General features: G+C 37.3%; 24 protein-coding genes and 12 tRNA genes. 3 read left to right on the top strand and 33 right to left on the bottom strand.

From position 1 onward, the window contains the following. Positions 1-129: 129 nt before the first annotated feature. From BWGOE10_RS01315 to BWGOE10_RS01255, 13 genes are all read right to left on the bottom strand, one after another. Positions 130-200 (bottom strand) — tRNA-Gly (locus BWGOE10_RS01315). 1 nt (position 201) lies between these two features. Next, positions 202-278, bottom strand: a tRNA-Pro gene (locus BWGOE10_RS01310). A gap of 3 nt (positions 279-281) precedes the next feature. Continuing rightward, positions 282-358 (bottom strand) — tRNA-Arg (locus BWGOE10_RS01305). Positions 359-456: 98 nt separating this feature from the next. Next, positions 457-539 (bottom strand) — tRNA-Leu (locus BWGOE10_RS01300). A 16-nt stretch (positions 540-555) separates the two neighbouring features. Continuing rightward, a tRNA-Lys gene (locus BWGOE10_RS01295) sits at positions 556-628 on the bottom strand. A gap of 5 nt (positions 629-633) precedes the next feature. Continuing rightward, positions 634-708: transfer RNA gene (locus BWGOE10_RS01290), tRNA-Gln, on the bottom strand. 87 nt (positions 709-795) lie between these two features. After that, positions 796-871 (bottom strand) — tRNA-Asp (locus tag BWGOE10_RS01285). Between the two features lie 3 nt (positions 872-874). Next, positions 875-951: transfer RNA gene (locus tag BWGOE10_RS01280), tRNA-Met, on the bottom strand. 24 nt (positions 952-975) lie between these two features. After that, positions 976-1,051, bottom strand: a tRNA-Val gene (locus tag BWGOE10_RS01275). A 4-nt stretch (positions 1,052-1,055) separates the two neighbouring features. After that, positions 1,056-1,130: transfer RNA gene (locus BWGOE10_RS01270), tRNA-Glu, on the bottom strand. Positions 1,131-1,138: 8 nt separating this feature from the next. Then, a tRNA-Ser gene (locus tag BWGOE10_RS01265) sits at positions 1,139-1,229 on the bottom strand. A gap of 5 nt (positions 1,230-1,234) precedes the next feature. Next, positions 1,235-1,309: transfer RNA gene (locus BWGOE10_RS01260), tRNA-Asn, on the bottom strand. A 114-nt stretch (positions 1,310-1,423) separates the two neighbouring features. Next, positions 1,424-1,879: a SprT family protein gene (locus BWGOE10_RS01255; protein ID WP_070140612.1), complete on the bottom strand. Its 456-nt coding sequence runs from the start codon at positions 1,877-1,879 to the stop codon at positions 1,424-1,426. A 208-nt stretch (positions 1,880-2,087) separates the two neighbouring features. Here BWGOE10_RS01255 and cmpA point away from each other — a divergent pair, with 208 nt between their 5' ends. Next, positions 2,088-2,204 (top strand): cortex morphogenetic protein CmpA, encoded by a 117-nt coding sequence (gene cmpA, locus BWGOE10_RS30905; protein WP_001143642.1) that lies wholly within the window; start codon positions 2,088-2,090, stop codon positions 2,202-2,204. Between the two features lie 58 nt (positions 2,205-2,262). Here cmpA and BWGOE10_RS01250 read toward each other — a convergent pair whose 3' ends face one another. The 6 genes from BWGOE10_RS01250 to acpS form a co-directional block, all read right to left on the bottom strand. Then, the gene (locus BWGOE10_RS01250; RefSeq protein ID WP_070140616.1) at positions 2,263-4,431 is read right to left on the bottom strand and encodes a Tex family protein; all 2,169 of its coding nucleotides are present in this window, start codon (positions 4,429-4,431) and stop codon (positions 2,263-2,265) included. A 68-nt stretch (positions 4,432-4,499) separates the two neighbouring features. Continuing rightward, positions 4,500-4,850: a type II toxin-antitoxin system endoribonuclease NdoA gene (ndoA, locus tag BWGOE10_RS01245; protein ID WP_000635965.1), complete on the bottom strand. Its 351-nt coding sequence runs from the start codon at positions 4,848-4,850 to the stop codon at positions 4,500-4,502. Positions 4,851-4,854: 4 nt separating this feature from the next. Continuing rightward, positions 4,855-5,142 (bottom strand): antitoxin EndoAI, encoded by a 288-nt coding sequence (locus BWGOE10_RS01240; RefSeq protein ID WP_000004570.1) that lies wholly within the window; start codon positions 5,140-5,142, stop codon positions 4,855-4,857. 312 nt (positions 5,143-5,454) lie between these two features. Further along, positions 5,455-6,624: an alanine racemase gene (alr, locus tag BWGOE10_RS01235; protein ID WP_070140611.1), complete on the bottom strand. Its 1,170-nt coding sequence runs from the start codon at positions 6,622-6,624 to the stop codon at positions 5,455-5,457. A gap of 117 nt (positions 6,625-6,741) precedes the next feature. Then, positions 6,742-7,692 carry a LolA family protein gene (locus BWGOE10_RS01230; RefSeq protein ID WP_070140615.1) on the bottom strand — a complete coding sequence of 317 codons (951 nt, stop codon included), beginning with the start codon at positions 7,690-7,692 and terminating at the stop codon, positions 6,742-6,744. A gap of 156 nt (positions 7,693-7,848) precedes the next feature. Next, positions 7,849-8,208, bottom strand: a complete 360-nt coding sequence (acpS, locus tag BWGOE10_RS01225) for a holo-ACP synthase (protein ID WP_002009969.1) — start codon at positions 8,206-8,208, stop codon at positions 7,849-7,851. Between the two features lie 92 nt (positions 8,209-8,300). Between acpS and BWGOE10_RS29405 the strand changes: the two genes are divergently transcribed. Next, the gene (locus BWGOE10_RS29405; protein WP_081338053.1) at positions 8,301-8,873 is read left to right on the top strand and encodes a rhomboid family intramembrane serine protease; all 573 of its coding nucleotides are present in this window, start codon (positions 8,301-8,303) and stop codon (positions 8,871-8,873) included. On the opposite strand, the gene uvsE is transcribed toward BWGOE10_RS29405, so the two are convergent. The 14 genes from uvsE to BWGOE10_RS01150 all read right to left on the bottom strand — a co-directional run bounded on the left by uvsE (position 8,866) and on the right by BWGOE10_RS01150 (position 22,045). Continuing rightward, complete coding sequence (uvsE, locus tag BWGOE10_RS01215; RefSeq protein WP_070140610.1) at positions 8,866-9,828, bottom strand: UV DNA damage repair endonuclease UvsE; 963 nt, start codon at positions 9,826-9,828, stop codon at positions 8,866-8,868. The genes BWGOE10_RS29405 and uvsE overlap by 8 nt on opposite strands. Positions 9,829-9,920: 92 nt before the next feature. Continuing rightward, complete coding sequence (locus BWGOE10_RS01210) at positions 9,921-11,534, bottom strand: DEAD/DEAH box helicase (protein ID WP_070140609.1); 1,614 nt, start codon at positions 11,532-11,534, stop codon at positions 9,921-9,923. Between the two features lie 306 nt (positions 11,535-11,840). Then, entirely contained in the window at positions 11,841-13,217 is a 1,377-nt protein-coding gene (gene murF, locus BWGOE10_RS01205) for a UDP-N-acetylmuramoyl-tripeptide--D-alanyl-D-alanine ligase (RefSeq protein ID WP_070140608.1), read from the bottom strand. Positions 13,218-13,277: 60 nt separating this feature from the next. Then, a complete protein-coding gene (locus BWGOE10_RS01200) occupies positions 13,278-14,366 on the bottom strand; it encodes a D-alanine--D-alanine ligase (protein ID WP_070140607.1) in 1,089 nt (362 codons plus the stop codon). Positions 14,367-14,666: 300 nt separating this feature from the next. Next, positions 14,667-15,941, bottom strand: a complete 1,275-nt coding sequence (locus BWGOE10_RS01195; protein WP_070140606.1) for an MDR family MFS transporter — start codon at positions 15,939-15,941, stop codon at positions 14,667-14,669. Positions 15,942-16,047: 106 nt separating this feature from the next. Then, positions 16,048-17,463 carry an amino acid permease gene (locus tag BWGOE10_RS01190; RefSeq protein ID WP_070140605.1) on the bottom strand — a complete coding sequence of 472 codons (1,416 nt, stop codon included), beginning with the start codon at positions 17,461-17,463 and terminating at the stop codon, positions 16,048-16,050. Positions 17,464-17,721: 258 nt separating this feature from the next. Then, the gene (locus BWGOE10_RS01185) at positions 17,722-18,894 is read right to left on the bottom strand and encodes a homogentisate 1,2-dioxygenase (RefSeq protein ID WP_070140604.1); all 1,173 of its coding nucleotides are present in this window, start codon (positions 18,892-18,894) and stop codon (positions 17,722-17,724) included. Next, on the bottom strand, positions 18,860-19,816 hold the full coding sequence (locus tag BWGOE10_RS01180) for a fumarylacetoacetate hydrolase family protein (protein ID WP_070140603.1): 957 nt from the start codon (positions 19,814-19,816) through the stop codon (positions 18,860-18,862). The genes BWGOE10_RS01185 and BWGOE10_RS01180 overlap by 35 nt, the downstream gene beginning before the upstream one ends. A 66-nt stretch (positions 19,817-19,882) precedes the next feature. Continuing rightward, the gene (gene hppD / locus BWGOE10_RS01175; RefSeq protein WP_070140602.1) at positions 19,883-21,001 is read right to left on the bottom strand and encodes a 4-hydroxyphenylpyruvate dioxygenase; all 1,119 of its coding nucleotides are present in this window, start codon (positions 20,999-21,001) and stop codon (positions 19,883-19,885) included. Positions 21,002-21,310: 309 nt separating this feature from the next. Then, positions 21,311-21,421, bottom strand: coding sequence for a DUF3948 family protein (locus BWGOE10_RS01170; RefSeq protein WP_001083697.1), 111 nt, complete (start codon positions 21,419-21,421; stop codon positions 21,311-21,313). A 42-nt stretch (positions 21,422-21,463) separates the two neighbouring features. Further along, positions 21,464-21,574: a DUF3948 family protein gene (locus tag BWGOE10_RS01165; protein WP_001058532.1), complete on the bottom strand. Its 111-nt coding sequence runs from the start codon at positions 21,572-21,574 to the stop codon at positions 21,464-21,466. A gap of 43 nt (positions 21,575-21,617) precedes the next feature. After that, the gene (locus tag BWGOE10_RS01160; RefSeq protein ID WP_002074222.1) at positions 21,618-21,737 is read right to left on the bottom strand and encodes a DUF3948 family protein; all 120 of its coding nucleotides are present in this window, start codon (positions 21,735-21,737) and stop codon (positions 21,618-21,620) included. A gap of 34 nt (positions 21,738-21,771) precedes the next feature. Continuing rightward, positions 21,772-21,882, bottom strand: coding sequence for a DUF3948 family protein (locus BWGOE10_RS01155; RefSeq protein ID WP_001058532.1), 111 nt, complete (start codon positions 21,880-21,882; stop codon positions 21,772-21,774). Positions 21,883-21,925: 43 nt separating this feature from the next. Next, positions 21,926-22,045, bottom strand: a complete 120-nt coding sequence (locus tag BWGOE10_RS01150; protein WP_002009865.1) for a DUF3948 family protein — start codon at positions 22,043-22,045, stop codon at positions 21,926-21,928. Positions 22,046-22,510: 465 nt separating this feature from the next. On the opposite strand from BWGOE10_RS01150, the gene BWGOE10_RS01145 reads away from it, so the two are divergent. Further along, positions 22,511-23,383 carry a Cof-type HAD-IIB family hydrolase gene (locus BWGOE10_RS01145; RefSeq protein WP_002151373.1) on the top strand — a complete coding sequence of 291 codons (873 nt, stop codon included), beginning with the start codon at positions 22,511-22,513 and terminating at the stop codon, positions 23,381-23,383. Positions 23,384-23,418 lie beyond the last annotated feature (35 nt).

Genomic DNA, 23,418 nt, shown 5'->3' with positions numbered 1-23,418 from the left:
TATTAGGCACGCCGCCAGCGTTCATCCTGAGCCAGGATCAAACTCTCCAATAAAGTTAGTTTGTCTAGCATCTAAAAATAAAAATTGACGTTCACGTTGTTTGTTTCGTTCAGTTTTCAAAGAACTAAAAGCGGGTGAAGAGAATCGAACTCTCGACCAGAGCTTGGAAGGCTCTTGTTTTACCACTAAACTACACCCGCGTGGTCGGGAAGACAGGATTTGAACCTGCGACCCCCTGGTCCCAAACCAGGTGCTCTACCAAGCTGAGCCACTTCCCGTTATGGCGCGCCCGAGAGGAGTCGAACCCCTAACCTCTTGATCCGTAGTCAAACGCTCTATCCAATTGAGCTACGGGCGCTTATTCATGATGTTTTTTCGTCGTTGTATTTTGGCGACTCAATTATCTTATCATACTACATTTTCAAATGCAAGTACTTTTTTAAAAAGATTTTTTGATGCGGCCGAGAGGACTTGAACCTCCACGGGGTTTCCCCCACTAGGCCCTCAACCTAGCGCGTCTGCCGTTCCGCCACGACCGCGCGGAAAAAACAAAAGTGAGCCATGAAGGATTCGAACCTTCGACCCTCTGATTAAAAGTCAGATGCTCTACCAACTGAGCTAATGGCTCGTAAATGGCTGGGCTAGCTGGATTCGAACCAGCGCATGACGGAGTCAAAGTCCGTTGCCTTACCGCTTGGCTATAGCCCATCGAAATAGTTATCTTCTTTTCAAAGACAAATGTTATTGTACCATAATGACCAATAAAAAACAACTGCCATATAGCAGAAGTTAAAATGGCGGTCCCGACCGGGGTCGAACCGGCGATCTCCTGCGTGACAGGCAGGCATGTTAACCACTACACCACGGGACCATTTGGTTGCGGGGACAGGATTTGAACCTGCGACCTTCGGGTTATGAGCCCGACGAGCTACCGTACTGCTCCACCCCGCGATGATATTATTTATATAATTTATATGGTGGAGGATGACGGGATCGAACCGCCGACCCCCTGCTTGTAAGGCAGGTGCTCTCCCAGCTGAGCTAATCCTCCGAAGTGGTGACCCGTACGGGATTCGAACCCGTGTTACCGCCGTGAAAGGGCGGTGTCTTAACCACTTGACCAACGGGCCAATATGTATGGCAGAGAAGAAGGGATTCGAACCCTCGCACCGCGTTAGCGATCTACTCCCTTAGCAGGGGAGCCCCTTGAGCCACTTGGGTACTTCTCTGTATATGGCTCCGCAGGTAGGACTCGAACCTACGACCGATCGGTTAACAGCCGATAGCTCTACCACTGAGCTACTGCGGAATAATAAAGACAATTTGTATCTTATAAAATTTCTCATCGTAAGTCAAGAAGTTTTTTCACAACGTCTTGCGCAAACGGGACATGTTTATAATATACTGGATTGCGTTTTCACTGTCAAGATGTTTTCACTACCAGTTTTAGTTGTCCTTTACACTTTCCACATACATATCTTTGTGTATTTATTTGACGTCTTCTTACATACTGAAACGAACACCCCATACATTCATATATAGAAACTTTCGTTTCCTCCTCACTAATCATTCGTTTACAAAAACGTGGTGCACCTACTTTCTTTAATAACTCACGAAAATCTCTATCTCGGTGCTTATACCCTTTTCCTGTGATATGTAAGTGATAATGACAAAGTTCATGTTTAACAATCCCGATTAACTCTTCTTTACCATATATTTCGTAATATCGATAATTCAATTCTATATTATGATTCTTCAATAGATAGCGCCCACCCGTTGTACGTAACCTACTATTAAACATCGCTTTATGTAAAAACGGCATTCCAAAGCATTGTAACGATACCTCTTCCACTAACCTCTGAATTTCTTGCTCATCCATTCTCATTCCTCCTAAACAAAAAATATTTTTACACTTTTCTCCCTCCCTATACATACATTAAATAGTACATATACCCATCCTCATTCAAGAAGCGTGATTTCTAAAAATGCAGCATTGATAGAAATCCACTCACCAACCTCTCATCAAAGTTACCTTAACTAAAAGGAGCTACTTTTTTGAGAGCAGGATTAAACAAGGAGGGATTCCTATGCCCACGTGGCTAAAGAAACAAATGCAACGTGCATATTTTGAGAAAAACCGGTATCAAATCAAGTTACTAAATGAATGCTGGTTTTATTATAGTAAAATACATCAAAGCTCATAATCAATTAAACTTTCCAGTTCATAAAAAAAAGAGCAGTTTCATCTGCTCTCTTTTCTTACTATTCAATCGGTAACATTGATAATGCAACACGACCTTTTTTCGTATCAATATCATCTACCCATACCTTTACAATTTGTCCCACGGATACAATATCTAATGGATGCTTTACAAATTGTTTGCTTAGTTTAGAAATATGCACTAAACCATCTTGCTTCACACCAATATCAACAAAGGCACCGAAATCAACAACATTGCGGATTGTTCCCTCTAATTCCATACCACGCTTTAAATCTTCTAATTTTAAAATCCCTTTTTTCAGAAGTGGCTTTGGCAACTCATCCCTCATATCTCGTTCTGGGCTAATTAAAGCATCCATAATATCAACTAATGTCGGCTCACCAATCTCCGTCTCTTGAGATAATTTAGAAATATCTACTCCTTCGAAACTCTTTTGCAAGTTTGGTTTCCCCACATCATTCTTTGATAACCCTAGGCTCTTTAATAGCAGTTCAACATTTTTATATTGTTCTGGATGAATCCCTGTGCGATCTAACGGATTCGCTCCTTCTAATATACGTAAAAACCCGATACATTGTTCATATGTTTTTGCACCTAAACGCGGGATTTTCTTTAATTCAGTACGCTTCGTGAATTTTCCATCTTCCTCACGCTTAGCTACAATATTTTTCGCAACTGTTTTTGATAACCCCGAAACATATTGCAACAATGCAACTGAAGCTGTATTTACATTAACACCAACTCGGTTAACTGCTGTCTCTACTACAAATGTTAATGATTCATTTAATCTCTTTTGAGATACATCATGTTGATATTGTCCCACCCCAACAGATTTAGGGTCAATTTTCACAAGCTCTGCAAGTGGATCTTGCAGACGTCTCCCAATCGAAACCGCACTTCTTTCTTCAACCTGTAAATTCGGAAACTCCTCGCGAGCTACATCAGATGCTGAGTACACACTAGCACCCGCTTCATTTACAATAATGTAAAATACATCTCGTTCTACATTTTGTAATACATCTACTATAAATTCTTCCGTTTCCCTCGAAGCTGTACCATTTCCAATCGCTATCATTTCAACTTCATATTTATCTATAATTGAAATGATTTTCGTTTTTGCATCCTCATATTTACGAACAGGCGGATGCGGATAAATAACATCTATGTAAAGAACTTTTCCTGTATCATCTACTACAGCTAATTTACAACCGGTTCTATATGCTGGATCTACCGCTAACACAACTTTCCCTTTCATCGGAGGCTGTAATAATAAATTACGTAAATTCTCAGAAAAAATATGAATCGCTTGTTCTTCGGCCGTTTCCATTAATTCTTTACGAATTTCTCTTTCTATTGAAGGTTGAATTAATCGCTTATATCCATCTTCCATCGCTAATTGTACATAATGCGCACTTTTAGAAGCTTCATCAAGAATCATTTTTTTATGTAAAAACTGAAGAATTTCTTCAATTGGCGTGATAACAGAAACTCTTAATACGTCTTCCTTTTCACCACGATTCATAGCTAGTACACGATGCGGCACTACTTTTTGCAACGGTTCTTCATAGCCATAATACATTTCATATATATTCTTTTCATCTTTTTCTTTATCTTTTACAGATGAAGACATAATCCCTTTTCGGAAAGTAGTATTGCGAATCCAACTACGATATGCCGCATTATCCGAAACAAGTTCCGCAATAATATCTTGTGCACCTTGCAACGCATCTTCTGCAGACGCCACTTCTTTTTCTGCATTAACAAATTCCATAGCCTTCTCTGCTGGATTTTCTTTTTTATATAACAATAGCCACTCAGCTAACGGTTCTAATCCCTTTTCTTTAGCAATTGTAGCTTTCGTTCTTCTTTTTTCTTTATAAGGACGATATAAATCTTCTACTTCCTGAAGTTTTGTTGCAGCAACAATATGACGACGCAGCTCTTCGGTTAGTTTACCCTTTTCACCAATAAGACGAAGAACCTCTTCTTTCCTATCTTCTAGTTGCATCATATATTGCCATCTTTCTAAGATTGCACGAATTTGCACCTCATCTAGGGATCCTGTCCATTCTTTTCGGTAACGAGCGATAAATGGAACTGTGTTACCTTCTTCTGTTAATTGAATAACATGACGAACTCGCTTTTCTGTAAAGCCTAATTCTTTCACTAACATTTTCATTAACCCTTGTCGATTATCTACCATTTCCATATCCAACCGTAACCTCCTCTATAATAAAAAAAAGTTGCCCTGTAAAGAGAGCAACTTAAACTGCCGATTTAAAAATCTATTAGTCCTAAACTAATTTGTAACGCTTCATCTACACGACTCATCATCACTTCATCCAAATGAGTGATTTTGTCCGTTAAGCGTTGCTTATCGATTGTTCGAATCTGCTCAAGTAAAATAACAGAATCTCTCTCAAAACCATACTTTTTCGCATCAATTTCCACATGAGTGGGTAATTTCGCTTTTTGAATCTGTGCAGTAATAGCCGCTACAATCACAGTCGGACTAAAACGATTTCCGATGTCATTTTGAATGACAAGAACCGGACGAACGCCTCCTTGCTCAGAACCAACAACTGGGGAAAGGTCTGCAAAATACACGTCGCCGCGTTTTACAATCAAAATATTACCCCCCGCTAACTAAGCGTTCTACTGTATGAGCTGCTTCATACTCTGCTAAGAAAGCTTCAGATGCAATACCAAGATTAATTTTTCCCATTTCAATGTACCCACGTCGCATTGATTCATGTTGGTAGCGTTTCTTCGTCTTATGTTGACGCAATAACAGTTGTGTTGCCTGGCAAATTAGTTCATGGCGATTCTTATTCTCTTGTTTTCCAATTCCGTCCAATTCCGTTACCATTTGCTTTGGCAACCGAACCACGATTTCAGTAGTTACACTTGATTCGGACACAAAAATACACCTCCACCGTCAACTACACACCCAAATATATATATGACACCTATTGTAATAATACCATTGTATGGAGCCTGTTGCAAAGACTTCCTTATCCCTTGCTTATGTTTTCCAATTCACAAACAAAACATTCATCTTCTTTTACTTTTTATCTCTTTCAAACAAGAAATAAAGCAATCCTTTCCGCAACATTTCATTGTAACTTATATTAATAACAATTATAAAAAGAAGCTCCCTAGCAAAAAAGAGCCTATTTTCCATTAGCGAAAATCCCCTAAATAACGAGATGCTGAGCGATAATACATTCTTCTATATATCGTTCAAATAATTGATTACTTCTACAACTTTACCGTTTCGTATAAATATTCTCGGCACACGGAAGCTTATCGTTGCGATAATTTCATAATTAATAGTCCCGGAATATTCAGCGACCTCAGTAGCACTAATATACTCATCACCTTGTCTTCCAATGAGTGTAACTTTCGTACCAAGTGGCACTTCACAAGGAAGATGTATCATGAATTGATCCATTGTTACTCGCCCTACAATCGGTACTCTTTCACCATTTACAAGTACTTTAAACCCTTGCAATCTTCTAAGCCAGCCATCTGCATATCCAATTGCAACTGTCGCAATCCATTCTTCAGTTCTCGTTCGGTATGTTACATTATAACTAATCCCATCCCCTTTAATCACTTGCTTAATATGGGCAACTTTCGTATGAAGTGACAAAGCCGGTTCCAATTTAAATGGTAAAAAAGGGCGTATTTCTACAGATGGGGATAATCCATACATCGCAATACCAACTCGCACCGCATTAAATGTAATCCCTTGAAACCTTAACGTTGCAGCGCTATTGGCTGTATGGACAAATTTAGGATTCACTCCAAATTCTTTCAACCAACTTAACTGCTGCAAGAATGTATTATATTGCTTATCAAAGTAAGAAGTCTCAACCTCATCCGCTGTTGCAAAATGCGTATATACTCCTTCTAACTCTAAAAATGGTGCACCTTCTAAACTCTTTAAGAACCCTTTTAATTCTTTGCGTTCACGTATTCCGATTCTCCCCATACCACTATCAAAATTAATATGGAATTTCATTATTGATGAACCATCCCAGAGCTTTATCGCTTCTTCCACCCATTCTTTTTGAAAAACAGTTAATGCTACATCATTTTCAGCAGCTACGTTTACATCACGGGGCGGTGAAGGACCTAATACTAAAATCGGTGCAGTAATACCAGCCCTCCGAAGCACTAAAGCTTCATCTAAAAAAGCAACCGCTAATCTTGTTGCTCCTGCTTCTAATGCAGTTTTAGCCACCGGTACATAATCGTGCCCATATGCATTCGCTTTAACTACAGCAAAAATCTCTACATCACTTGGAATGAACTCTTTAATATGTGTAACATTGTTATAGATCGCATCTAAATCCACTTCCACCCAAGTGTCACGGTAAAACGGTGCTTCTTCCATAAATACACTTCCTTATACACGATATGCGAAGCTTATTCTTTTATATGCTTCTTTTATGAAATCCACCTTCAAACTAAGAAAAGACGCGGTGCACATATATCACCACGTCTAAGAAGTTTACTTCACCTGCTTCGCTGTAACCGAACGAGCAACCATCAACAACTCATTCGGCTCTAAACCTTTAGACACGAGCATATATTCTACTCCGTTATGCGACCACGTTACAGAGTCTTTCGTCAATGCACCAATCGTGAAACCAAGATCAACCGGCTCTCCACTTACACTTACCGCCGATGAGGCCTCTGCAACCTTTGCCTTTTCTTGTATTAAAGTAAAGGATTTCTTACCTCCAGTGTATGTGAGTATTGCACGCTTGCCACTGTCTGTCTTCAACTCTTCTTCCTCTTTCAAAGTCATGCCTTGCGGCGTATCACGTGGATACAAAATAGCAAACGGTTTGTCTTCTTTCGCTGCCGTCTGAACATCCACTTGTGCTCTAGACATATTTTGTTTCGTATCAAATGCACCTTTATCAAACTTTGCATCAAACTTTACTTTAGTGAAATCTACTTTTACAAGGACATTTTGATCATTATCCATCAGTTTCACAGAAACTGGTGTTAAATCACTTTTATTCAGCTTAATTTCTTGTTTCGGCAACATATTTTGATGTTGATAATTTGTTTTTGTTTTAAATACATAATACTTATCTGTTTTCTCGAAAGAGAGATTTTTCTTATCTTGCAAAATATCTCTTACAAGCGATTCATATAAATAAGCCTGGCTACTATTTTGCGGCCAATCACTTTGAAAACGGAAACTCTTATTAAGTGCTGGTGTTAATACAAATACACCTTCATCATTTCTTAAAATAATTTGACTCTGATCCTTTTTCGCATTCTGCAAATTCACACGATAATACGAAGGTTCTTTATGCCAAATTTCTACATTGTACTCCTGAGGCTCATTTCCTGTTTTAATAGATAATTTCGCTTCAGCTTGATAACTCTTCATACTTTTAACTTTCGCTTCTAAATCTTTCACAATATCTTCCTGTTTCTTTTCCATACAACCCGCCAGCACAAAAACGGTCAATAAACCGACAAGAACTAAAAACAGACGCCTTTTCATCACTTCAGCCCCTTTGCCCCTATAAATGAATGGAAGATATGCCTTCCTTATCGCTACCTCAAATATATGAGACAAAGATATAAAATATGCAGACTAGCGTGACGAGCTTTCTAAAACAACTTGAGCAACGGCAAATTCTTTACTATGACTAATTGATAAATGAACAATATGCTCTGTATTTGTAATGATAATCGGCTTACCTCTATCATCATTCCTTACTTCAATATCTAAAAAACTCACTTCTTTCCCGATACCGGTCCCTACAGCTTTAGAATACGCCTCTTTTGCTGCAAATCTTCCAGCTACAAATTCTGTAAGACGACTTCCTTTCAGACCCTCGGCAACACCACGTTCTCTTTCAGTTAAAATACGTTCCATAAATTTAAGCTTTCCATCTAGCATTTTTTCAATTCGATTTAACTCAATAATATCGATTCCAATCCCTACAATCATTTCAAAATCCCCTTCTTCTATTTAGCTTTCTTCATTCATATTGTAAGAATAACAGAGAATCTTGCTGATGCAAAAGGAGTGATACTAACAACATGCTAATACCATCCACTCGCATTTCCCTACAACCGATTATCATCTCTTTACTTCTTATACAATTGGTCATGATTATATTGAGCGACTTTTCCCTCTTTCACCTGGCAGCCTACAATGAATATATCGCTAAAGGAGAATGGTGGCGTGTCATAACTTCCTTACTTGTACACGTAGACTTACAACATTTTCTTTCTAATAGTATTTGTTTATTTGTATTTGGTTCTTCTATTGAAAAACAACTAGGACACTTTTCTTTCATCATTATTTTTTTCCTTTCTGGCATTCTCGGGAATATTTCTTCTTATATTATTATGCCTCTTGAATATATTCACGCCGGAGCATCTGGTGGTATTTTCGGATTACTAGGCGCCCAATTATTTTTATTGTATAGTCGGTATCGTTCTTCAAAACCAAGAGACATCGCTATTTTTTCAATAACGATACTCATATTACTGCTATTTACTTTCTTTAATCCCTCTGCCAATCCTATAAGCCATTTAACAGGATTGATCATCGGCGGCATGTGCACCCCTTTTTTAACAAAAAAAATCGATGGCGCAGAGCTTATTTAATATAGAAGCTCGCACCATCGACAATTTCCACATCTGTTTGTTTACTTAAATCTCTCATTAGTTGAAATAAAGACTCGTCCTTTTTCTTCGCCTCAATCATACAATCAATTTGCGGAACACTCCCCTTTATCTTTTTCAAAAAAGATAAGAAGGTATCTACATCAATAAAATCCGCATGTGCTCTCGGATCTTTTCCATCTCTAGGACTAGAGATGTGCATTTTAACTGGTAACAAAGACGATTCCCACGTATGTACAACACGTGCCCAATCTTCATGCCAATCTTCCTGGTCATTATTCATCATATGATGATGCAAATCAAACACGACTGGAATGTCCAATTTCTCACCTAAATACAATGTTTCTTCTAAAGAAAAGGTCGTGTCATCATTTTCTAATATAATCATCTCTTGAATACCTCTTGGAACAGTGGACCAATTTTCTATAAAGCGTTCTAATGCGAGCTCCTTATCGTTATAACCTCCTCCCACATGTAATACACATCGTTGCTTATGTTCAATTCCCATACCCTTTAATAATTTTTTGTGCATATGCAATGTCTTTACAGATTGTTTGAAAATACTCTCCTCAGGTGAATTTAGTACAACAAAATGATCTGGATGGAAGTCAATTCGCATATTCATACGAATTGCATATTCACCTAATTCTTTCAGATTTTCTTTTAGAGGACGAATATAGTTCCAATCTAACAACTCCTCATGATTCGCTAAAGGAATAAGCTTGGAACTAAGTCGAAAGAAAGATACATCATGTCCTTTATTATGCTTTAATAACCGTAAGCAATTTTCCAAATTCGAATTAGCAATTCTTTCGAGTTTACGAATCGCAGCCTCTCGATCATCAATCCGCTGAAACTGTGCATATGTCATCGTTTGAGATGGAGATGCATTCTTCAAATGCACACTCATCGCAACATACCCAAGTCTTACAAGCATATAGCACCTCATTTCTATACGAGTTATTATGTAGTATGCACAATTACAGAAATAAAAAAAGAGAATGCCCGCAAAGGGCATTCTCTTTTTTATTAAGCTTGTGGACGGCTATGATGTTTTCTTTCGCCGCGTCCATTTGAAGAAGATCCAGGGCGACCTTGACCTTCACCTCTACGACCACGGTTACCATCACGGCTACCACCATCACGATTACGATCACGGTTACGACCATCGCCACCGCCGCGTCCATCACGGCTACCACCATCACGATTGCGATCACGGTTACGACCATCGCCACCGCCGCGTCCATCACGACTACGATTACGGTTACCATCACGGTATCCGCCTCCGTTACCACCGCGTTTTTTAGAACCGCCACCTCTTGAAACAACTGGTGGTTCTGATGTTAAAGCGATTGGAGTTGTATCTGGCTCTTTTGTCATCATTTTTAAAGCAGCAGCTACTACTGTTACAGAGTCATTCTCTTCTAACATTTCTTCTGCAATACGCTTGTAGTATGATAAGTTTTCATTTTGGATTGCACTTTGAAGCTTTTCTGCGATTAAACGTTGTTGACCTTCTAATGCCTCGTCAAGTGTCGGTGCTTCCATACGATCAACTTTACGTTTTGTTGTGCGCTCGATATTTTTTAATTGTCCTGATTCACGTGGTGTTACAAATAACATTGCAATACCTTTTTTACCAGCACGGCCAGTACGACCGATACGGTGAACGTATGATTCTGGATCTTGTGGAATATCGAAGTTGTATACGTGTGTTACGCCTGAAATATCAAGACCACGTGCAGCAACGTCTGTTGCAACAAGAACTTCAATAGCACCTTCTTTAAATTTACGTAATACAGACATACGCTTCGCTTGTGTTAAGTCACCGTGAATACCTTCTGCTGCATAACCACGTAAGTTTAATGCTTCTGATAATTCATCAACACGACGCTTTGTACGACCGAATATGATTGCAAGCTCTGGAGATTGAATATCTAGTAAGCGTGTTAACACGTCAAACTTTTTCTTTTCTTGCACTTCTAAATAGAACTGCTGAATGTTTGGCATTGTTACTTCTTTTGCTTTTACTTTAATGTGTTGAGGCTCAGTCATGAAACGCTCAGCAATACGACGGATTGGATCTGGCATTGTCGCTGAGAATAATAATGTTTGATGTGTTTCTGGCACATCTGTTAAAATCGCTTCAATATCTTCAATGAAGCCCATGTTTAACATTTCATCCGCTTCGTCAAGAACAACAGTCTCTACGTTTTGTAAGCGAAGTGTTTTACGGTTAATATGATCTAAAATACGACCCGGCGTACCAACAATAATGTGTGGGTGTTTTTTTAGAGCACGAATTTGGCGGTTAATATCTTGACCACCATAAATTGGTAGAATACGAACACGTTTATGTTTACCAATTTTGTATAGCTCTTCTCCAACTTGAATTGCTAATTCACGCGTTGGCGCGATAACAATACCTTGAACTGCTTCTTTATTTGTATCCACTTTATCTAATAGTGGTAATCCGAATGCTGCTGTTTTCCCTGTACCTGTTTGCGCTTGCCCAATAATATCCTTACCTTGCAATGCATGTGGAATTGTTTCAGCTTGAATCGGCGTAGCCTCTTCAAAGCCCATACTTTCAACAGATTGCAGTAAAGACTCACTTAATCCTAATTCTCGAAATGTTGTCAATGTTACTTCTCCTTTTCTATCCTATACTTATCATTTAAAAAAAGGCGTTTTCCGAACTTGCGGAAAAGCCCTTTTCCTGAATACTTACGTATATAACCGGGCGTATATTCTTCACGAAAATACTTCTAAACGTTATTACACTTTATCAATTATAAGTTTTGTAGGTGTAAAAAGCAAACCCCAACTGTTACCTTATTTCATATTCAGAGCTTTTTTCTTTACTTTTATTTTTTTATCATTTACTGTAAGCGCTTATTATAAGTTTCCACTATTTTCGTGGCTATCATCCCTATTTATATACACCAATTATTTCAACATCGTAATTACTTCTTCTAATTTCATGCCGCGAGATGCTTTTACTAATACAACATCTTTCGTACCGACTACTGCTTGCAACTCTTTTATTAACTCTTCTTTACTATCATACGCTTTTACACGGTCTTTAGGGAAATTAATTTTTGCACCTTCAGCAATTTGAGCCCCTAATCTACCATATGTGAATACATATGAGATTTTTGCTGGATCAATTAATTTACCTACTTCATAATGAAATTGCACTTCTTGATTTCCAAGTTCTAACATATCACCTAGTACAACAATTTTTTTAGCAAATCCATCTAAACCATTCATTAGGTGGAACGCAGCTTCCATAGCTGTTGGACTAGCATTATAAGCATCATTGATAATTGTTAAACCACTATCTGTTTTTACAATTTCCATACGCATACCTGTCATTTGAAGTGTTACTAAACCTTTTTTCATTTCTTCCCACGTTACACCAAAATGTTTCGCAATTGCCATTGAAGCAAGCGTATTATATACATTATGCTTTCCTAGTACTGGCAGATAGAATGACAAAGTTTCATCCCTGTTCATCTTAAAGTGTGTCCCAGTAGCCTGTAATGTTACAGTAGTTGGATAATAATCATTTGCTCTCGCATCACCAAATGTAACTGTTTCAGCTGCTAAATTCATTTCTGGAACACGATTCGTTAATAGCGGCTCATCTCCATTATATACGAACACGCCACCCTTTTGTAAACCTGTAACAATTTCTAACTTTGCTTCAGCAATCGCCTCACGAGAGCCTAAATCCATTAAATGTGCCTCACCAATGTTCGTGATAATAGCTGCATTAGGACGAGCTAACTTAGATAGAAATTCAATTTCCCCTCGGCTTGACATGCCCATTTCTAATACAGCTACTTCTGTATTTTCCTCTAAATTTAAAATAGTAAGGGGTAAACCGATATGGTTGTTGAAATTACCTTCTGTTTTTTGAACTTTAAATTTAGTCGCAAGAATACTTGTTACAATATCTTTCGTAGATGTTTTACCATTACTACCCGTTACACCAACAACTTTTACATCCAATTGATCACGATAGTTTTTCGCTAACATTTGCAATGCTGCTAGTGTATCTTCTACAAAAATAACTGGAAGGTTTTCAGGTGGATTTTCTACATCTTTCATCCATAATGTAGCAATCGCCCCGTTTTCAACAGCTTTATCTACAAAAGCATGTCCATCGAAACGTTCACCTTGAATCGGAACATATAAATTTCCTTTTTCAATTTCCCTCGTATCAATAGACACTCCTTGTATAGTAATTCCCTCATACTGCTCTGCTAATCCAGTGCCATTTATCATCTGATCTACTTGTTTTAACGTTCGGTTTATCATGAAAACACTCCTTACATAGAGGAAGCACTATTCCTTTGAATAGTGCTTCCTCCTTTTTTGTTAGATTGTATATTTAATTTTTTGTTTTTCTTCGTGACGCTCAATCGCTAAGCGAATCAGCTCTTCAATTAATTCCGGATACGGTAACCCTGTATGTTGCCACAATAGAGGGAACATACTAAATGGCGTGAATCCTGGCATTGTGTTTACTTCGTTAATATATACTTCTCCATCTTTCGTTAAGAAGAAATCAGCTCGTGTTAAGCCCGAACCATCTAATGATTGGAATGCAATAATTGCATCTCGCTTAATTACATTAGACTCTTCTTCTGTCATTTCAGCTGGAATAATTAACGCTGTATCACCATCGATGTATTTCGATTTGTAATCATAAAAATCTTTTTTCGGTACAATTTCACCTACAACTGAACATTTCGGCTCATCATTACCTAATACACCAACTTCTACTTCACGACCTACAATATTTTCTTCTACAATAATTTTACGGTCAAATTGGAATGCCTCTTCGAATGCATTCTCAAGCTCTTCACGATCATTACACTTATTAATACCAACACTTGAACCAAGGTTTGCTGGTTTTACGAAGCAAGGATATCCTAATACTTCTTCTACTTTTTCATACGCTGTTTCACGATCTTTTTCCCATGCGCTACGAATGAAAGATGCATATTTCGCTTGTTTCAATCCAGCTTCTGCAAAGATATTTTTCATAACAACTTTATCCATACCAGCAGATGATGCTAATACACCGTTACCTACATATGGAATGTTAAGTAATTCTAATAACCCTTGTACTGTTCCATCTTCACCATTCGGTCCATGTAATAATGGGAAAATAACATCAATTGCATCTTCTTGTTTAGAAGTTGCAGTTGGGATAATTTCTGTACTTAATGATACAGGAGAGATTGTATTCTCTTCCCCACTCATTTGTAATGCCTCAACATTTGTTACTTGGCCTTCAATACGCTCTCCACGCATCCATTGGCCTTGTTCTGTAATATAAATTGGATGAATCTCGAATTTATCTTGATTTAATGCTTTAATAGCAGCAAGAGCCGTTTGTAACGAAACTTGATGCTCAGCTGATTTTCCACCGTATAATAAACCTAATTTAATTTTTGTCACTGAAATCACCCTAACCAATTGTTTTCATTTTTCTATTTTAGCACTTTTTATAAAAATAGGTAGTTCCTATTTGAAATAAAATGTAACTTCCACAAATAATTAAAAGACACCACTTATTGGTTTTCTACACTTTTTCTCTTTAATTTCTACACACCTAAACAAAATTAAACTTTAAAGTAAGATTGCTATCTGATCTGGTTATGTACCTAAAATATGTAGAAATCCACTTTTTGTGTATGTCATCTATATTATCCCACCATTTGTGGAGGATGAAAAAACATTGATTAAAGTTTCATTTTATTAAGAAGACTGTTTTGTAAGCGTATCCTTTCGCCTCTGCTCAACAAGCCGATCTAAAGAAACGTATACAAAGCCTGCAACTACACACCCTACACTTAAAATTGTAAATAAGAAGTGACCAAGCAAGCGATCCAATAGAAAACCACCAAGAAGTGGACCGAATGCATTTCCTGTAATCCACTGTAAACTTGCCGCTCCCATATAAGTCCCTCTTAAATGTTCCGGAGCTAAATTTGCTACAAACGTCATCTGTACCGGTGACATAATCATCTCACCTAATGTATATATTGCATAAACGAGCATTAACGTTATTAAAATAATTGTAGCATTTGTATCTAATCCCCCAAACCACTTCGGTAACCACCCTATTAAAAACAAACCAATCCCGAACAAGCACGCACCATATAACATCGTCTTTCCGACAGGTTTATCTGTCGCCCATTTTGAAATTTGAAATTGAAATAAAACAACTAATAAACCATTTAACGCCATTAAATATGGGTATGGATTGTTAGTTCCGAAAATATTCTTCATTTCGTTATCAAAATGAAGCGGCAACATGCCTTCTGTTTGAGAAAAACCCATAGAAATAATGATTCCCGCTAACAAATAAATCATTAACGCCTTATCTCTCATTAAAATTTTCCAAACTGCACCTGATTCCTTCTCTTCATTCTCTTCTTTTTTATCTGCGTTTTTTGGCATTGTCTCCTGAATAAGAATTAATACAAGTAATGCATAAAATAGCATTGTCGACGAGGCGATAATAAAAACAAGGTTCTTCGATAAAACAACTACTGACACTCCCAGTATCGGCCCAATTGCAGCACCAATATTGTGTCCCATTCGCAATAAACCATATGCCTCTGTTCTTTTTTCTGGTGCCGTCACATCTGCCACCATCGCTGATGCTGCTGGATGAAATAGAGAATTACTTAACCCTAAAAAAATAGATAAAATAGCGTATGGAATAAATCCTTCGATAAATAAAAAACCGAGCATTAATAACGCATTACTCACCATTGAAAATATCATAATTGGCTTTCTTCCATATATATCAGCTATTCTTCCGCCTATAAGTGAGCCAAAGCTTGCAGCAATTGGAGAAAGCGACATAATAATCCCAACTTGTAATAAAGAATCCACCTTATCTTTTAAATATAATGCAAAAAAAGGCATTAACATCATCATCGCAATTCCATTTAATGTTTCGCCAATAAACCGAATCCATATGTTTCGATCCATTTCTCGTAACTCTCGCCACGTATTTCTCATATCTTCCCCCCCTAATTCACCACACATTATTCTATAACATTTTTAGAAAAGTGTAAATTTTCAAAATAAAAGATCCGTTCTAATCCCATTAGAACGGATCTTTTCCTTATAAATTCGCTACATCTTCCTCTTTTTTACTACTATTTAAAACACTACGCTTTCTACTATAGGCGAAATAAACTACTACACCGATAACCATCCAAACACCAAAACTGATCCAAGCTGTTGCTGATAATTGAAGCATCAAATATAAGCAAAAGATAACTGTTAATGCTGGTAAAAATGGTACGAGCGGCGCCTTAAACGCCCTTGGTAAATCAGGATGAGTTCTTCTCATCACAATGACAGCAACGGCTACAAGTGCAAAGGCTGACAAAGTCCCCATATTTACAAGGTGTGCTAAAACATTTAAATCTATTAATCCTGAAATAAGTGCTGCAATAATACCTGTTGTCCATGTATTTAAAAATGGTGTTTTAAATTTCGGATGAACTTTAGCAAGACGCTTCGGCAACAATCCATCTCTGCTCATTGCATATGAAACACGAACCTGCCCATACATCATAACTAGCATTACAGTTGTAATTCCTGTAATTGCTCCTACTGATATCACTCCCGCCAAACTATCTTGTCCAATAAATTGAAGTGCGAAAGCAACTGGATCTGATATATTCAACTGACCGTATGGAACAATCCCTGTCAAAATAAGTGAAACAACAATGTAAAGAACCGTACAAACTAGTAACGATGCAATAATTCCAATCGGCAAATCGCGTTGCGGGCGCTTCACTTCTTCTGCGGCTGTTGATACAGCATCGAATCCAATGAATGCAAAGAAAACTGTAGCTGCTCCAGCCATTACACCATCTAACCCAAATGGCATAAAAGGTGTCCAATTTTCAGGTTTTACATAATTAAATCCAGCGAAGATAAAAATGAGAACAACTGCTAGTTTAATAAATACCATTATATTATTTACACGTGCACTTTCCCGAACACCTCTAGATAAAAGAGCCGTCATAACTAAAATAATTAGAACTGCAGGTAAATCAATTATTCCACCCTTTCCTGTACCAGGGGCCGAGGAGAGAATGGTCGGAATATGAATTCCAAATCCCTTTAATAATGATTGAAAATACGCTGACCATCCATTGGCTACAGCAGATGTAGCTAATAAATACTCGAGCATTAAATCCCATCCAATTAAGAATGCAAATACTTCTCCCATCGTCGCATACGTGTACGTGTACACACTTCCTGAGACAGGAACTGAAGAAGCAAATTCAGCGTAACAAAATGCAGCAAAGGCACAAGCTAATGCAGCTATAGCAAATGATAATATAATAGCTGGTCCAGAATGTTTCGCTGCTACAACGCCAGTAAGAACAAAAATACCAGTTCCAACAATTGCTCCGATTCCAAGCATTGTTAAATCAAGTGCCCCTAACGTTCTCGATAATGTCTTTTGTTTACTTTCTTGCAGTAACGTTGAAATCGGCTTCTTTTGAAAAATTTGCTTCATACTGTGCTCCTCCACACTTTTAGTTTTCTGAAAATTTAATTTACTTCCCTCATTTTACCCACGACATGTTTTTTAGTCAATACTTTTGTCGAAATAAACAGAAAACTATCGAGATACACGCTATATCCTTATCATTCTTTCTGTAAAAAAATTCACACAATCATATCTATATATCTTTTCATAACTGTTTTTGGTATTATTATACATGTCGATTCCACAAAAGAGGCATGCTCCTTTATTGAGCATGCCTCTTTTTACTTATTTCACAGTATATGAACCCTCTTCAATCCAGCTATACATGTACTTTTCATCTTCCGTCTCATGTGCTTGTTTTACAATACGAAGCGGACGGAATGTATCTATCATAACAGCCAATTCAAGTGTTTCTTTCTTCCCTATACTCGCTTCTGTTTTTCCAGGATGCGGCCCATGTGGAATCCCGCTCGGATGAAGCGTAATAGAACCTTCTTCCACACCTTTTCGGCTCATAAAGTTACCTTCTACATAGTAAAGTACCTCATCACTATTCACATTACTATGATAATATGGTGCCGGAATTGATTCTGGATGATAGTCATATAAGCGTGGTACGAAAGAGCAAATAACAAAATTATGACCTTCGAATGTTTGATGTACTGGTGGCGGCTGATGAATACGACCTGTAATTGGTTCAAAATCCTCAACATTAAATACCCATGGATATAGATAGCCATCCCATCCAACAACATCTAATGGGTGATGCCCTAAAACATGCTTATGCATATAACCCCTCGACTTTGTCATTACGACAAACTCACCTTTTTCATCATATGTCTCCAATTTCTCCGGACCACGAATATCTCTTTCACAAAACGGACTATGCTCTAACAATTGCCCATACTCATTGCGATAGCGACTTGGTGTTGTAATTTGGCTATTCGCCTCTACAACAAGAAACTTAGTCTCTCCTTCATCTGGAATAACACGATAAATCGTTCCAATTGGGATCGTTACATAATCACCTTTTCTATAGTGAATCGTTCCGAACATCGTTTCAATTTTTCCTGTTCCATAATGAACAAATAACATTTCATCGCCATCACCATTACGGTAGAAATAGTCCATTTTTTCTGTTGGAGTCACTACTCCAATTAATAAATCCTCATTCCCAAGCATAAAGGTTCTTCCGCTTACTGCATCGCCAGTTTTTTTATTTTCTTTCGTGCGAAAATGGCGATGTGCAAGAGCTACATCTTCTTCATACTGCAACTGACAAGAATGAGATAATGCCGCATGACCTACTTCCGTTGGCATATAATGATGGTACAAAATAGACTGCGTACCAGAAAAACCTTTCGTTCCCATTACCTGTTCACGATAAAGCGCTCCATCTTTTTTACGAAATTGTACATGTCGTTTATGAGGTAGCTCCCCCATGTGACGATAAAACATGCCCACCACCTGCTTTCATGTCTTTTTTGACCGTATTACGTAACGTACCTAAACCAGTAATCGAAAGCTCTACAACATCTCCATCTTGTAGCCACTCTTCTGTACCAAGTTCTAAAATACATCCTGTTCCTACTGTTCCAGAACCGATCACATCTCCCGGATATAAGGTCACGTCTTGTGAAGCACGTTCAATCATTTCAGCAAACGTATAGTAAATATCTTGGAAGTTTCCCTTTGATAATAATTTCCCATTCACGTGAGCAGTCATCTCTAAATCATATCGATTACCATTACGATAAATGTCTAATTCCTCTTTCGTAACGAGATACGCTCCTAATGAAGTTGCAAAGTCTTTTCCTTTTGCTGGTCCAAGCCCTACCTTCATTTCTGTTGCTTGTAAGTCCCTTGCACTCCAGTCGTTCATAATACAATAACCAAAAATATATTCCCACGCTTGCTCACGAGAAATATTTCTTCCTTCTTTTCCAATTACACAAGCAATCTCTAACTCGTAATCAAGCTTTTGAGACTTCTTCGGACCAGTAACAAAATCATCTGGTCCAATAACAGCACGGTGGTTAGTAAAATAAAAAACCGGGATATCATACCATTCAGACACAACATCTAGTCCTCTTCGTCCGCGGGCTGTTTTTACATGCTGCTCAAATGCATAAAAATCTCGAATGCTACTCGGATTAGGAATAGCCGCAGCAAGTTGTACTTCCCCTAAGGAATATATACCCTTTTCCGGATTCTTAATATTACGTACTACTTCTACATACTCATCCGCTTTCTCTAAAAAGGCGAACATCGAAGAAGGTAATTTCCCATCACTAGCAAGATTCATATCGATTACTTTGTCCCCTTCAAGCCATCCAGCTCGCATTTCCTTCGAAGGGAGACGAAATGTAACAAATTTCATCATGATTCCTCCCTATGAAAATGAAATTTCCACCAACAAAGGAACTCTTGCTGGTGGATACAAATTTTATAAATTTCCGCGACGCTCTTGTTCTCTTTCAATTGATTCGAATAACGCTTTAAAGTTCCCTTCGCCAAATCCACGAGAACCTTTACGTTGGATGATTTCAATAAATAGAGTTGGACGATCTACAATTGGTTTCGTAAAAATTTGTAATAAATAGCCTTCTTCGTCACGGTCTACTAGAATCTTCAATTCTTTTAATCTATCAATTTCTTCATCAATTTTCCCCACTCGTGCAGTTAACTCATCGTAATACGTATCCGGCGTATCTAAAAACTCAACACCATTTGCACGAAGTACTTCAATTGTTTTTACAATGTCACTTGTTAATAAAGCGAGATGCTGTACACCCGCTCCGTTATAGAACTCTAGATATTCTTGAATTTGTGACTTTCTTTTTCCGTCTGCTGGTTCATTAATTGGAAACTTAATACGGCTTCCATTCGTCATAACTTTTGACATTAATGCCGAATACTCTGTGCTAATATCATCATCATCAAAGTGAATCATTTGTTTAAATCCCATGACATTCTCATAATAACTAACCCATTCTTCCATTTTTTCAACATTACCAACGACATGGTCTACAGCAATTAAACCGGATTCTTCAAATGGAATATTGAACTCTACCTTTTGAAATCCTGGCATGAATGTTCCTTTATAATTCATACGCTCTACAAGCGTATGAATTGTATCACCATACGTACCAATAACCGCTTTCTTCAAGGTACCTTCCTCATCTGTTAACTCTTCAGGAGGAGCAATCGCAACAGCGCCACGCTTCACCGCTTCAGAGTAAGCTTTATCAACGTCATCAACAAGTAAAGCCACATCTTTCACTCCATCACCATGAGTCTTTACAAACTCTGCAATACGGCTATCGCTACTTAAAGCTCCAGACACAACAAAACGCATGTTTTTTTGCACAAGAACATAAGATACCTTTTCACGGTTCCCAGTTTCTAATCCAGAGTAAGCCACAATTTTGAATCCGAATGCTCTCGCAAGGTAATAGCTTGATTGCTTTGCATTCCCTACATAAAACTCCAAATGATCTACATCACGTACTGGAAAAAAGTCCTCCATTTGTGCAGCTAGCGTATCCATAGATTTTTGTTTCATAAAATCCTCATCCCCCTGTAAATAGATTAAATGGTCCTTACTTAAGCCCAACCGAAAACGCTTCCAACATCAATTAATAGAAATTAGTTAGCAAGCTAACAAATTCTGACCTTTAAAATTTTCTATCTTTTCTGTCAAATTCCTCTTTTTTTCTTACATATAAAATTCGACTTTTTTCTCTTTAAAGTAATGGGGAATATTAATACTTGAGGATATATATGAGAGGAAAATAAAAAAGACCCCAACATATTAACTACTTACTAATACGTTAGAGTCTTTATTTTTTTTGAATGATTGTATTTATATTTCTCATACTAATATATTTGCAAGGAATAGAATAAATGATGTTAATATTACTGCTCCGCCTAATGATCCTAATAAATCTGTTTTTGTTACTTGTAACACTTGTTCACTGTTCATATTCCTCATTCTCCTTTCATTTTGTACGATTTAAAACTTCTATTATACTAATACACTTGATAGAAATACGATTAATGCCGTTAATACTACTGCTCCGCTTGCTGATCCTAAGAAGTCACCTTTTGTTACGTTTAATACTTGCTCGTTGTTCATAATTTTCATTCTCCCTTCTCTTATTTTTGTTACAAAATTTCTATTATACTAGTACGCTTGAAAGAAATACGATTAATGCTGTTAATACTACCGCTCCGCTCGCTGATCCTAAGAAGTCGCCTTTTGTTACGTTTAATACTTGCTCGTTATTCATAATTTTCATTCTCCCTTCTCTTATTTTTATTACAAAACTTCTATTATACTAATACGCTTGAAAGAAATACGATTAATGCTGTTAATACTACCGCTCCGCTCGCTGATCCTAAGAAGTCGCCTTTTGTTACGTTTAATACTTGCTCGTTGTTCATAATTTTCATTCTCCCTTCTCTTATTTTTATTACAAAACTTCTATTATACTAATACGCTTGAAAGAAATACGATTAATGCTGTTAATACTACCGCTCCGCTTGCTGATCCTAAGAAGTCACCTTTTGTTACGTTTAATACTTGCTCGTTGTTCATATCATTCATTCTCCTTTTTTATAAGTTATCTATATGTAATTTCTAAGAAATGATTAGTTCATAGTTTTCATGTTAACGTTACATTAAAATTACTTACGTAACGTTTGTAACACTAATGTAACATAACTATTATTACGTTGCAATATAATTACGGAAATTTTATTACACTTTTTTTACGTTTTTTAAAATAAACACTCAAAAACCTTGGTTTAATGCGTTTTCTACTACAATCACGTTTGTAACACTAGTGTAACATTACGGTCGTAAAGCGAAATATAATATTATTCATCTCTATTTTGTTACAAAACAAAGTGAAACTTTAATCAGCGAGAGTTCCATTCCCTACTAATTATTCCCCCTCACCAATCGCGCTTTTACTGGAAGTTAATGCGGGATAAAATACTATCTTTCCAAGATAAGTTTATATGTTTCCTCTATATAACTATGTATAATGGAAACAAAGAGGTGGTCATTTTGAAATTAATCGCACTAGATATGGATGGTACACTACTATCATCTAATCTTGAAATCTCCAAAGAGAACTTACAAGCTATCCAAACCGCAAAAGAAGCTGGTCATATTGTAATGATTTGTTCTGGTCGCGCGAAAGAGGATGCTTTGAAATTATTGGAAGAATATAAACTATCTCTTCCAGTTGGAGCAAGCAATGGGGCAATTGTTTATGTGGACGGAAAAGTAATTAACTCGCGTTGTTTACAAAATGATAAAGTATACAAGCTTGCAAAATTACTAGAATCTGAAGGTTTTCCCTATAAGTTGTACACAAATAAAGGGGTTTATTCTCCTTATACATGGCAAGGTCAAGTCATGCAGGCATTCGAAGAAAATAAACATACACTAGATGTTACACTTGAGGAACTTGAAAGAATTACAGAAAAACAAAAGAAATCTAACTTAATTACTGATTTCCAAAAAATAGAAGACGTCGTGAATAATCCGGAATTAGAAATATCTAAATTCTTCATTTTAACATTTAATGCTGCTCATCGTTCACAGCTATTACAAACGTTACAAGAAGACACGGACATTTCAGTTACGGCATCAGCCCCTACTAATGTAGAAATTATGGATAAGCATGGCCATAAAGGCAATGGTTTGCAAGAAATGGCAGCTTATTTCAATATACCAATTGAAGATACAGTTGCTATCGGTGATAATTTTAATGATGTACCAATGTTAGAAGTTGCTGGTTTATCTGTTGCAATGGGGAACGCTGAAGAAGATGTAAAAAAACTATGTGATGTTGTAACGTTAACAAACAATGAACATGGTGTTGCTCATGCAATCGAGCAATTCGTATTAAAACAAACTTCATCTAGTAAATAAAAAAGGGGCTCTTTCAATTTGAAAGAGTCCTTTTC

The organism is Bacillus mycoides, from assembly GCF_001757995.1.
GTDB classification, from domain to species: domain Bacteria; phylum Bacillota; class Bacilli; order Bacillales; family Bacillaceae_G; genus Bacillus_A; species Bacillus_A mycoides_B.
This window is presented reverse-complemented; position numbering and strand designations above follow the sequence as displayed.